The 11929-nt window shown below is 73.5% G+C and carries 9 protein-coding genes and 1 pseudogene; 1 reads left to right on the forward strand and 9 read right to left on the reverse strand.

Translation table 11 applies throughout. From position 1 onward, the window contains the following. From FNH08_RS31145 to FNH08_RS31180, 8 genes and pseudogenes are all read right to left on the reverse strand, one after another. Positions 1-818, reverse strand: a pseudogene (locus tag FNH08_RS31145) (hypothetical protein); the annotation flags it as partial. 6 nt (positions 819-824) lie between these two features. Further along, the gene (locus FNH08_RS31150) at positions 825-1712 is read right to left on the reverse strand and encodes a protein phosphatase 2C domain-containing protein (protein WP_152774868.1); all 888 of its coding nucleotides are present in this window, start codon (positions 1710-1712) and stop codon (positions 825-827) included. Further along, the gene (locus FNH08_RS31155) at positions 1712-2380 is read right to left on the reverse strand and encodes a vWA domain-containing protein (protein ID WP_152774869.1); all 669 of its coding nucleotides are present in this window, start codon (positions 2378-2380) and stop codon (positions 1712-1714) included. Before FNH08_RS31155 ends, FNH08_RS31150 begins: the two co-directional genes overlap by 1 nt. Next, positions 2377-3210 carry a hypothetical protein gene (locus FNH08_RS31160; RefSeq protein ID WP_152774870.1) on the reverse strand — a complete coding sequence of 278 codons (834 nt, stop codon included), beginning with the start codon at positions 3208-3210 and terminating at the stop codon, positions 2377-2379. The genes FNH08_RS31155 and FNH08_RS31160 overlap by 4 nt, the downstream gene beginning before the upstream one ends. Beyond that, the gene (locus tag FNH08_RS31165; RefSeq protein WP_152774871.1) at positions 3197-5977 is read right to left on the reverse strand and encodes an acetate and sugar kinases/Hsc70/actin family protein; all 2781 of its coding nucleotides are present in this window, start codon (positions 5975-5977) and stop codon (positions 3197-3199) included. The genes FNH08_RS31160 and FNH08_RS31165 overlap by 14 nt, the downstream gene beginning before the upstream one ends. Beyond that, positions 5967-7886 (reverse strand): P-loop NTPase family protein, encoded by a 1920-nt coding sequence (locus tag FNH08_RS31170; protein WP_152774872.1) that lies wholly within the window; start codon positions 7884-7886, stop codon positions 5967-5969. The genes FNH08_RS31165 and FNH08_RS31170 overlap by 11 nt, the downstream gene beginning before the upstream one ends. Positions 7887-8075: 189 nt before the next feature. Then, positions 8076-9101 (reverse strand): Gfo/Idh/MocA family oxidoreductase, encoded by a 1026-nt coding sequence (locus FNH08_RS31175; protein WP_152774873.1) that lies wholly within the window; start codon positions 9099-9101, stop codon positions 8076-8078. Positions 9102-9152: 51 nt separating this feature from the next. Continuing rightward, positions 9153-9941, reverse strand: coding sequence for a TIM barrel protein (locus FNH08_RS31180; RefSeq protein ID WP_322725816.1), 789 nt, complete (start codon positions 9939-9941; stop codon positions 9153-9155). A 235-nt stretch (positions 9942-10176) separates the two neighbouring features. Between FNH08_RS31180 and FNH08_RS31185 the strand changes: the two genes are divergently transcribed. Further along, a complete protein-coding gene (locus FNH08_RS31185) occupies positions 10177-11211 on the forward strand; it encodes a LacI family DNA-binding transcriptional regulator (RefSeq protein ID WP_322725817.1) in 1035 nt (344 codons plus the stop codon). Between the two features lie 3 nt (positions 11212-11214). Here the strand turns inward: FNH08_RS31185 and FNH08_RS31190 are convergent, their stop codons facing one another. Further along, complete coding sequence (locus FNH08_RS31190; protein ID WP_152774874.1) at positions 11215-11892, reverse strand: response regulator transcription factor; 678 nt, start codon at positions 11890-11892, stop codon at positions 11215-11217. Positions 11893-11929 lie beyond the last annotated feature (37 nt).

Raw genomic sequence — 11929 nt, forward strand, 5'->3', positions numbered from 1 at the left:
GGGCCGGGGCGCGGTGGGTCGATCACCAGGTCGGTCTGCGGGAGGAGATCGATCAGCGGGTGGCTGCGGGGCACGGGTGCCGGCCTCCCTTTCGGTGCTTGTCCGTTGCCCTCTCGGCCATTGCGCCGCGGTGCGGGTGGTGTGGCCTTCGGCGGTGCGGGTGGGTCGATCTCGTCCACGACGGTGCGGGCCTCGGCCTGGAGCGGCCGTCGTGGGGCGCGTCGCGCAGCGGTGGCCACGACCCGTCGTACCGCGGGGGAGAAGGCGACGACCAGAACACAGGCCGTGGTTCCGGCCGGCCCGTCGGCCCGCATCACCGCGGCCACCAGCACCGTGCCCACGGACAGGTACACGAGGTGGGCGACCGCCCGGTCGAGGGCGGCCGGCTCACGCGCGAACCGGAGCACCGCCCACAGCAGGACCAGCAGGACGCCGCCCGCCACCGCCGCGACGACGGCCACCCGGTCGTCCGATCCCGTGCCCCCGCCTTCCGTACCCCCGCCCCAGTCCGCGTTCACCTGCCAGTGCCAGCAGGCCGCCTGGGCGCCGCCCCACAGCAGGGCGAGCACCGGATACCCCGCGGCCAGCCGCCACCGCGCCCGGCGCCGCCCGCGGCACAGCCCAGCGGCCCCCGCCGCCAGGCGCCCACGCCGCTCCGCGTCCTCGGCGGCGCGCAGCCGGACGCGCAGCTCCACCAGCACGGAGGAGTCCCGGCGAGCACCGGCCGCGAGCCGGGCGAGCCACCGCCGGGGGACCTCGGCGAGCACCTGGGCGGCGGCGACCGCGCCCACCAGCCACCACCAGGGAACAGCGTCCAACAGGACTCACCCCGGCCGGGGCCCGGAGCGGTCGGCCGTCTCGTAGTGGCCGAACCACACCACCGCCGCGGCCCGGTCGTCGTCACGGTCGTTGCGGCGTACCGCCAGGGAACCGAGGAACTCCAGAGGCGTCGGCGGGGCGGCCCACAGCCGCCCCAGGAAGGCCCGCACCGGCTCGTCCCTCCCGTCGCGTGCCAGTCCGTCCGTCGTCAGCGCCAGTACCTCGCCGTCCGTGATCCGCAGCCGGACTCCTTCCAACGCGGTGAGATTGCCGGGGAGAGCGGCCGTGAGGCCCAACTCGTCGGACGTGCCGCCGAACACCGGCTCCAGCATGTCGGCGCTCACCCGCCACGCGGTGGAGTCGCCGACCCTGGCCACCACGACCGGCACACCGCCGCCGGGCGGCACGTCCGTGCGCAGCGCCGCCACCACCAGCGTCGAACGGAAGTCCGGCGCGTACGACTCGCCGCCGGCCCGCCGTTTCGACAGGTCGGCAAGCGTGGACTCCACGTCGCGGAACACCCAGGCGACGGTCTTGTCCAGCTCCTCGCCGGACTGCACCGGGTCGTGCAGCCAGCGCGCCCGGAACGCCGACACGGCGACGCGGGCCGCCGCGCGCGCCGCCCGCCCCGCGTCGTCGGAGCGCCCGACACCGTCCGCGACGGCCAGGAAGCAGACACCCGTCGGCGCGTCCGACCACAGCGCGTAGGCGTCGTTGCAGTTGTCCCGGGGCCGGCACGTCTCGGCCGCCGACCAGCCCGCCCGTACCGTCACCGATCCCGTCTGCCCGCCGTCGTAGGCGAGCAGCGGCAACGCGGCCTCGGCGTCCCCGGTGAACAGCGGCGGCTCGTACCAGGGCTGGTCCATCGCGTCCACGGTCGGCAGGTCCGGCATCAGTAGTCCTCGTCATAAGGGCGGACCGTGCCCGCTGGCGGCACCACCTGCTCGGAATCCATCGCCACGCTCCGTGCCACCGAGCCGAACACCAGCTCCGCGAACCGTTCGATCGCCTGGGCCGGCGAATCGCTACGCCCTGCCAGATAGGCGGCGCTCGGGTCGGAGGCGATCGCCGCCAGCGCCCCCTCGTCCACCCGTCCGTAGCCGTACGGGACCAGCAGCACCCGGCGCCCCTCGCCCGCGCTCGCCAGCAGTGCACCGTGCTCCGCGCTCCAGCCCCGCGTCCGGTCGCGGTGGGCGGTCGGGCGGCCGTCGGTGAGCATGAAGACCAGCGGGGGACGCGACGGTCCGAGCGCCGCCAGGTCCCGGACGACGGCCTCGGCCGTGGTCTCGAAGACCGTGGCGAACGAGGTGGGCCCGGAGGCGTCCAGCTCCGGCACCGACGTCGTGGACGACAGCCGGGTCAGCGGCAGTTCGACCCGGGCGTCGTCCGCGAAGGAGATCACCGAAAGCCGCGTGGCCCGTTGGATGGTGGGGTCCTTGGCGAGCCGTACCAGCAGGTCGCGCAGCACCGTGTTCACCACGTCGATCGCCGTGCCCCGACCGGCTGTCTCCGCCATCGAACCGGACCGGTCGGCCAGCACGTACAGGGGCAGCACGCTCATGCGCCGCCCCGGGGAGCGAGGAGGACCACGGCCTTGTCCAGCCGGTCGCCGCGCCTGCGGGGCAGCCGCACGACCTGCAGTACGTTCCCGGAGCGGGACACGTGGTCGTCCAGGGTGGCGCTGCGTTCCATGTCGACCAGCGCGGTGAAGTCGGCCGAGCCGCGCCGGTCCAGCTCGCCCTCGCCCTCCTCCGCCTCGCCCAGTTCGCCGAGCGCCGCCAGGGCCTGTTCCTGGGCGGCCGCGACGAGCAGGGACCAGACGCTGCCCTCCGCCGCCTCGGGGACGAACACCGACGCGGTCAGCTGGTGTGCCGCCACGGCCCAGGCGCCGGGGTCGGCGGTCGCCTTCTCGGCCGGGCCGAGCGTCTCGTACTCGGCCAGCAGTCGCAGCCGGGCCGTCCAGCCGGGCATGGACGCGGCCTGCGCGCGGTCGACCAGCACCACCCGCCGCATGGCACCGGCGAGCGCGGCCGCGGTCGGCAGCAACTGCTCCAGCGCCTGCCGCGGGGGCAGCCCGCGGGGCAGCGCTTCGAGCGTCAGCCCCGGCAGCAGCGGCTCGCCGCCCGCCCGCAGCGCCGGAACCTCCAGGGCCAGCGGCGCCCACAGCCGCGGGGCGTCCCCGTGCTCCGCCGTCCCCGCGCGCACCCACTCCGTCAGGAGCCGGCACGCGATCTGGCGGACGGCCGGCGCGGCGACCGCGAGGAGACCGAGCAGGGGCGCCGCCGCGCCGTCCGGCCGGGGTACGAGGTCCGCCGGTTCGACCGGGGTGCCCAGCACCGTCGCGAGGTCCTCCCGCAAGGACCGCGCCAGGCCGGTCTCAGAGAGTGCCACTGAAGGGGTCCTTGCTCTCGTCGTAGGCCACGCCCGACTGCATGACCTCCTGGTACACGTGGCCGGGTTCCGCGGTGAGCAGGTCGAGGGGCCGGGCGACCGTACGCCACGCGGGCCGCTCCGTGTGGAACCGCAGCCGTCCCGCCGTGTCCAGGGACAGGTAGATGTGTCCGCGGGGCACGTCCGTGATCGTGCCGAACTCCCGGTGCGGCCCCTCGGGCGCCGGCCCGTCCGGCTTCCAGTAGAGGGTGGTGCGACGCGCGCCGAACACCCGGAGCAGCCCGCCCGGCGGGATGGGCGTTCCCGCGTGGACCAGTGGCTCGCGGTCCCTCTGCACCCCGACGCCGACCTGGTACACGTTGTCGTACAGGGCGTAGCGGACGGTGGGGAGCCCGCCCTCCTCGACCGGTGGGACGACCAGCCCCTCGGGGACGTGACCGGTGTCGACGCCCTGGCCCTCCAGAAGCAGGCTCGGCTCGCTCTGGCACAGCAGCAGGGTGATCCGCTCGTCCTGGTCGATCTCGAAACGGACCGTCACACCCGACGCGCCCAGCTCGTCGGCCTCGTCCTGCAGCATGGAGCTGCTGGCCCATCCCGTCTTCGAGTCGCCCAGGTCGCCCTTGGAGACGTCGAAGCGGTGGATGTCGAGCGTCGCGCGCACGAGGTACGTGTCGGGGCTGGTGGCGTAGGCCCGGCCGCCCGGTTCGAGCACCAGACGCTGACCGCGCCGGAAGACGGGCACGTCGCCGAGCCCGCTGGTGCTCTCGCGCAGGTGGAAGTCCGCCGCCAGGTTCACATGGAGGCGACTGGCGTCCACGTCCAGGAACGAGGTGCCGCGCTGGAGTTCGGAGATGATGTTCGGGTCGTCGGGGCTGGGGCTGAGGTCGGCGACGGCGTCGAGGTAGACCGCTCCGAGAGCCGTGCCCGTCTTCGTGAACTCCGGATCGAACTCCACCTCGAAGGTGGCGGCGATCCCGTCGTCCTTGAACCGCTGGCGCAGGGCGTCCTCGATGCCCCGGCGGAGCGTCGCGGCCTGCATCGAGCCGCCCGACAGGAGCACCCGGTCCACCGCCTCCAGGCTGCCGTTGCCCAGGGTGTCCAGGCCCCCGCGCGCGATGCCGCCGGCCAGCCAGGCGATCTGCGCGATCGGTCCCCGCACCCGTTCGGCGAGTTCCCCGGCGGTGACCGTGACCTCCGTCGCTGTCGGCTTCGCGGCCGTCGTCCCGCCGTCGGGCGCGGGCCAGACGAGGGGTACGGCACGGGAGTCGCCCGGTGCGGAACCCGGGTCGGTGACGACGACCCGTACGGCGGCGGGCGCGGCCGAGGCGAGACCGAGCGTCTTGACCTGCTCCGCCGCCTCCCAGAGGGCGTTGAACAGCTGACGGCGCGCGGTGGACTTCTCCACGCCCTTGAAGCGCGTGTCCCCCGGCCGGATCTCCAACTTCTCGCGCAGCAGCTTGAAGACCTCCGCGGTGATCTGGTCCCCGCCGAGGTTCAGCCGGCCGCCCGAGGCCAGTACCTGGGGCTGCAGCTGGTAGAAGCGACCCGGACTCCTACCGGCACCCGCAGGGGTCGCGTCCACCACGGCCACCTTCACCAGGGCGACGTCCGTGGTGCCGCCCCCGAGGTCGACGACGAGGAGGTTCTCGTGCCAGGCGTGTGCCTCCCCCCAGCTGCCGTCGGGGTCCTCCCAGGCCCGGCCGCCCTCGGGACAGCGGGCCTGAAGGGTGAACGCCTCGACGCCGAGCAGGGGATCCATGCCGAAGCGCTTCATCATCGAGAACCCGGCCGCGGCGACCGCCTCGTCGATGTTCATTTCGACCTTGCCCGCGAGCGGGCGCAGCTCCGCGAGGAGGTCGTCGCGCTTGTCCGGGGGAAGCTTGGCCGGGAAGGTGACGCTCAACGTGTTGATGGCGTGCGGCAGTTCGAGCTCCGACGCCACCAGCTGGGCGAACCGCGCGTACACCTGACGGAACAGGTCGCGGCCCCGCAGCCCGGTCCCCGCCACCTCCATGTCGAGGTCGGCGAGAGCGCGCTTGACGCCGCGGATCCGCTCACCGGTGGCGTCCGAGGCGAAGTCCACGGTGCCGCCGCTCACCACCAGGTCGCTGCTGCGCGGCCGGGTGTGACTGAGGTGGTGCACATCGAGCGGTGCGCAGCCGAAGACCTCCCGCCACGCGGCGGCCCGGACGAGCGGCACGCCGATCGTACGGTCCTCGATCTCCTGAGCGGGGTCCGAGCTGTCCCCGACGGGGATCAACTGCGGTGGCAGCAGCCGCCTCGCCCGCTCCGTGCCGACCGACGGCAGGGCCGCGTCGTCGTCGCTGACCCGGCGGCGGTCGAACACGCCGCACACCGCCCGGCTGGTACCGAAGTCGAAGGAGGCGCTGATGAGGTCGGGGCCCTCCACCGGCGCGGTGGCACCGTCGGGCGTGGCCTGGGACATGGGAGGAACTCCGATCTTTCCTGGGTGGAGCCGGAAGCTGCTGCGCGCGAGGGGCGCGGGACGGCGCGAGGCCGGCTGGTGGCGGCGGAAGAGGACGACCACGAGCGGGTGGGCCGGGGTGCGCCGCCACGGGGTGAGGTCCAGCACCGCGTCCTGCGACGCGCCGTCGACGGGCGGCGTGAGTGTCGTCGTACTCACCACCGCCGAGCCGTCGAGGACGTCGACCCGCTCTATGCGCCCCGGGACCGTGCCCCGGCGCAGCACCAGCCCCGCAGTGGCGCCCGCCCGGCCGTAGAGCTCCAGCGGCGGCTCACTCCGCACCGCCGGTCCTCGCCGTCGACAGCTGCTGCAACTCCGCCCCGATCACGTTGAGTACGGCGATCGGACCGTGGTTGCCCGCGAGGGCCAGTCGCTGCTTGTGCAGCAGATCGCTGAGGGCCCGCTGGGTGCGCACCACCTCGGGCTCGAACATGTCGATGAGCCGGCGCTCCAGGAGCCGGGCGAGGTCCTCGCGTACGCGGGCGACCTGACGGAAGTGCAGCGACGTGCTCTTGGCGGGCCGCTGTGCCGCCGCGCCGGTCCGTGGCCGCCCCGCCAGCTGGTGCAGCAGCCGCTTGGCCATGGTGTCGAGCTGTGTCCCGGCGTCCTCCGTGGCCTGCCCGGACTCCATGGCGTCCGTGAACAGCGCGGGGTCGAAGGGCCGGTCCGTGTGCGACTTCCACCAGCCCCGCAGGAACGTGGCCAGCTCCACCCGGGCCGCGGCGAGGGCGTCGGCGGTCAGGCCCGCGACGTCCAGGCGGTTCAGAGGCTCGACGACGTCGGAGGGGCTCGGGCCGTCGCCCCGGGTCAGCGTCAGCCGGACCTCCGACCACTCGTCCGCGGAGTACACCGCGATGTCCGCCTGCTCCCGGGCGATGCGGCGCAGTTCGGCCAGCGGACGGGCGTCGCCGCGTGCCGCCTGTTCCCGCTGTTTGGACGCGTCGGCCAGGGAAGGCAGGCTCGTCCCGGCCTCGACGAACAGCTCCAGACCCTGCTGTACGAGGTGGTCGAACTCCTGGGCGTCGATGTGCGCGGTGTCCTTGCTCGCCAACGCCTCGACCTGGCCCCGCAGATGGGTGACCCCGCCGTCCGCCAGCGCGCCGTCGACAGCCCGGCGCAGCTCGCCGTTGGTCGCGCCGGACGGATCCCACGCGGCGCCGCCCCACTGCTCCTTCGACACCTGCGCGGTCTTCCAGATGCCCTCGTTGTTGGGGTCGAAGGCACGCCAGGCGTCGGGGTCGGCGGCGGCCCAGGGCCCGCTGGTCGCCGCGACCCGTACGTCCCGTCCCGGCCGTCCGCCGTCGCGCAGTTCGCGCATGATGGCGGCGACCGCCGTCTCCAGTGTGTGGAGGGAGTTGGGGTCGTGCGGGTTGTCCACCGCGTCCAGCCGGGTGGTCACGAACACGCAGTGCGGGTCGGGCGCCACACGGGGTGTGACCAGGGTGGCGCCGCCGCCGCACGCCATGGTGAGCAGCGCGATGTGGGCGCGGCTCTCCATCTCCGCGATGACCACGTCCTCCAGGACGCTGCCCTTCCGGGTGCCCGGCGTGTCGATGAGCACGACCGTCCGGCCGTCCGCCCACGACAGCTTCCACTCGTCCGCCGGGATCGTCACCTCGGCGCTCACCCGGGCGATCAGGGCGCTGCCCGGTCCGTCGTTGAACGTGATCGAACCCCCGCGCCCCGCGAGCTCGGTGAGGGGGATCGTCGTGTTGTGGCCGAGCCGCCGCGCCGCGTCCGCCATCTCCTGCACCAGGAACGCGTACTGATGCGGCAGGCGGCCCATCTCCTCCAGCGACAGGTACTCGTCTTCGACCCCGAGGATCCGCCTGGCGCGGCGGCGGGCTCCCTCCTCGGTGAGCGTCACCGCGTGGAACACGACAGGGGCGGTGTCCGGCCCGTCGGCCTGCACGAGGCGCAGCTCCGTGGCCACCGCGCTGACCGCCCCGGGGCCCACCGCCAGGATGTCGTCACGGCCCAGCAGTAGGCGCAACGTGGTCGACTTCAGCGAGGCGTTGGAACCCAGTGCCACGATTCTGAGCTCGCCCGCGCTGACCCGCCGCATGCGCTGCAGTACTTGTCTCAGCTGTTCGATCCGGTCCACGAAGACCGGCGAGGCCCCCGGTACGTTCAGTCCGGCCAGGCTCCCCGCGAGCCGGTCCAGCCTGCTGAGCAGATGTGCGTCCCCCACTGCGGCGCTCCCCCCGTCGGAGTACTGCCACCAGACAATGGACCTCTTTTGGGGATTTGGACACCGAAATCGAGTGGCCGAACCGGAACGCCTGTTGACGATGCGTCGAACGCAGGAGACGCCCCTTCGTGCCCTGGCGTAGGAGCCGCCCACAGATCGAACGCGGGCTCGATACCTGTGCGGTCGGCTTCACTCGTCCTTGAGCTCGTCGAGTCGGACCGGAGCGCCCGTCTGGACCGACCGGACGGCGGCGAGGGCGATCGTCAGGGCGGCTCGGGCGTCCTCACCGGTGACGGACGGGGTACGGCCGGTGCGGACACTGTCGGTGAAGTCGGCGAGCTCGGCGACGTACGCGTCGCGGAAGAGGTCCTGGTCGTAGGTGACGCAGTCGGCGGCGACGCCGTCCGCGCCGTACGAGGTGAGGTGGCCGCGCCGGAGGTCGCCCAGGGTGAGCATGCCCGCCGAGCCGAAGACCTCGCCGCGTACGTCATAGCCGTACACGGCCTGGAAGCCGGCCTCGGCGGTGGCGAGGGCGCCGTTGTCGAAGCGGACGGTGACCACGGCGGTGTCGAGCAGGCCGCGGTCCTTGAAGTCGGGGCGGACCAGGGCGTCGGCCCAGGCGAAGACCTCGACCGGCTCGGCGCCCGGGTTGAGGAAGCGCAGGACGTCGAAGTCGTGGATCAGGGTCTCCAGGAAGACCGTCCACGGCGGGATCGGCGACGGGTCGTGCAGCCTCGGGTCACGGGTGAGTGAGCGCAGCAGGTGGGGGGTGCCGATGCCGCCGGCGGCGATCTTGTCGTGGGCGGCCCGGAAGCCGGTGTCGTAGCGGCGGTTGAAGCCCACCTGGAGCGGAACGCCCGCGTCACGTGCCGCGGCGATGGCGCGGTCGGCCTCCGCCAGGGTGACGGCCATGGGCTTCTCGCAGTACACCGCCTTGCCCGCCCGCGCCGCCGCCTCCACGAGACCGGCGTGGGTACGGGCCGGGGTGGCGATCACCACGGCGTCGACCTGCGGGTCGGCGAGCAGGTCCCCGATCTCCGTGTACGCCGTCGGGCGGCCGACCCGGTCGCCGAGGCGCCGCGCGGCACTCGCGGCCGGGTCGGCCAGGGCGGCGAGCCGGACGCCGGGGAGGCGGTGGGCGAGGGTCTCGGCGTGGAAGGAGCCCATCCGTCCGGCGCCGATGAGACCGACGGCGAGGGGCTGGTGGGTGGTCATGCGGGTTCTCCGTACGTACGTGCGTGGGAAGCCGGTGGATGCCGCTGCGGATCAGGCCGGGATGAACGCGGTGCGGAAGCGTTCCAGGGCGCGTTCGCTGTCCTCGGAGGCCCAGGCCTCCATGGCGACCGTGCCGTCGTAGCCGAGGTCGGTGAGAGCGCGGGCGACGGCCGGGTAGTTGATCTCGCCGGTGCCCGGCTCCCGGCGGCCCGGTACGTCGGCGACCTGGATCTCTCCGATCAGCCCCAAGCGGTGGGCCCTGCGCACCAGGTCGATCAGGTTCCCCTCGCCGATCTGCGCGTGGTACAGGTCCAGGTTCATGCGCAGGCCGGGACGGTCCACGGCGGCGACCAGGGCCAGGGTGTCGGCGGCCTTCGCGAACGGCACCCCGGGGTGGTCCACGGCCGTGTTCAGGTTCTCCAGGGTGAAGGTGAGGCCGGTGCTCTCGCCCAGCTCGGCGACACGGGTGAGCGTCCGCTGGGCCGCGATCCACATCGGGCCGGAGGGCTCGCCCGTCACCGGCACCACGGGCAGACCCTCGCCGTCCAGTCCGGTGCCGTGCAGATTCAGCCGGGGGCAGCCGAGCTGCTCGGCCGCCTTGACCGACTCCTCGGCGGTGCGCAGGAGTTCGGCCGCGCCCTCCTCGTCGGTGAGGCTGCCGCGGATGTAGCCGGTCATCGAGGAGAACTCGGCGGGTGTACGGGCCAGGGCGTCGAGGTCGTGCCGGGTCCAGTCCCAGATCTCGACCTGGAACCCGGCGTCATGGATGCGCCGGGCCCGCTCGTCGACGGGCAGGTCGCGGAAGACCATCTCGGCGCAGACCGCCAGTGTGTACGTCACGAAGCTCCCTCTCTGTGGTCCTCTGGAACCCGGGACTAGAACGTTCTAGCGCCCGTGCAGCAGTACGCCACTCATGGGGCGTCCTGTCAAGGCTGCGGAGGGCCGGTGACTAGAACGTTGCAGTAATTCCGACCAGCGTGTTCTCCCGCGTCCCGTCTCGTCTACGATCGACGGCTGGAGGAGCGGACCGAGCAGTGCGGATCGCGCAGAGCGGGATCGAGCAGAGAGGCCAGCGGTGCCACCGACCCCCGGGCCCCCGGAGGGGAAGCGCCCCACACTCGCCGACGTGGCGGCGCGGGCCGGCGTGTCCGTCGCGCTGGTCTCCATCGTGATGCGCGGGGCCAAGGGCGCCGGAGCCGGCACCCGGGAGCGGGTCCTGGAGGCGGCGCGGGAGATCGGCTACCGGCCCGACGCCCGCGCGCGGCTGCTGCGCAGCAACCGCTCACGGCTGCTCGGTGTGCAGTTCGGCCTCCAACACCCCTTCCACGCCGACCTGGTGGAGGGCGTCTACGCCGCCGCCGAGCCCGCCGGCTACCAGATCGCCCTCAGCGCCGTCGCCCCCAGCCGCGGTGAGCGCCACGCCGTGGAGAGCCTGCTAGGCGACCGGTGCGAGGCACTGATCCTGCTCGGCCCGCAGGCCCCAGCTCCACGCCTCGCGGAGCTGGCCGCCCAGTTGCCGGTGGTGTCCGTGGCCCGGCGGCTGCGTCCGGCCGTGCCCGGTGTGGACGTGGTCCGCACCGCCGACGACGAGGGCGCGCGTCAGGCCGTCGACCACCTCGTCTCCCTCGGGCACCGGGACATCGTCCACATCGACGGCGGCAGGGCGCCCGGCGCCGCGGACCGGCGCCGCGGCTACCGCACCGCCATGAACCACCACGGCCTCGGCGACCGGACCCGCGTCCTGCCCGGCGGCCTGACCGAGGAGGACGGCGCCGCGGCCGTGCGCAGCCTCCTCGGCGACGGCCCCCGGCCCACCGCCGTCGTCGCCTTCAACGACCGCTGCGCCACCGGCGTCCTCGACGTGCTGCTGCGCGCTCGTGTCGCCGTGCCCGGCGAGATGTCGGTGGTCGGGTTCGACGACAGCCACCTCGCCCGTCTCGCGCACATCTCCCTCACCACCGTCGGCCAGGACGTCCGTCGCCTCGCGGAGCTGGCGGTGGGGCGGGCCGTGGAGCGGGTGGAGGGTGACGGGGCCGCCGCCTCCGGCAAGGAGACGGTGATCGCGCCGCGCCTCGTTGTACGCGGTACGACGGGCGGTATCCAGCCCTAGGGGTCAGCTGGTCGGTGGAGCCTGGACGAGGCCCGACTGGTAGGCGATGACGACCAGTTGGGCGCGGTCGCGGGCGCCGAGTTTCGTCATGGCGCGGTGGACGTGGGTGCGTACGGTCAGCGGGCTGACGACGAGCTTGCCGGCGATCTCGTCGTTGGAGAGCCCCTCGGCGGCCAGGGCCATCACCTCGCGCTCGCGGGTGGTGAGGGCGGAGAGGGCGTCGGGCGGGCCCAGCAGGGCGCTGGGCTCGGGGGTGGTGAGGAAGCGGGTGATGAGGGAACGCGTGGCGCCGGGGGAGAGGAGCGAGTCACCGGAGGCCACCGTGCGGATGCCGTCCAGCAGCGCGTCGGCGCTGACGTCCTTGCCGAGGAAGCCGCTCGCTCCCGCGCGCAGCGCCTGGGCGACGTACTCGTCGATCTCGAACGTGGTCAGGATGAGGACCCGGGTGCCCGACAGTTCCGGGTCGGCGCAGATCGTGGTCGTGGCGGACAGACCGTCGGTGCCCGGCATCCGGATGTCCATCAGGACGACGTCGGGACGGTGGACGCGCGCCAGGTCGACCGCCTCGGCGCCGTCCGTGGCCTCGCCGACCACCTCCATGTCGTCGCAGGAGTCGATCAGGATCCGGAAGGTGGCCCGCAGGAGGGCCTGGTCGTCGGCGAGGAGCACGCGGATGGTCATGGGTTCTGGTTCTTCCGGTCCGGGGTGTGTTCTTGGG

It is taken from the genome of Streptomyces spongiae (assembly GCF_009377185.1).
Taxonomy (GTDB): Bacteria; Actinomycetota; Actinomycetes; order Streptomycetales; family Streptomycetaceae; genus Streptomyces; species Streptomyces spongiae.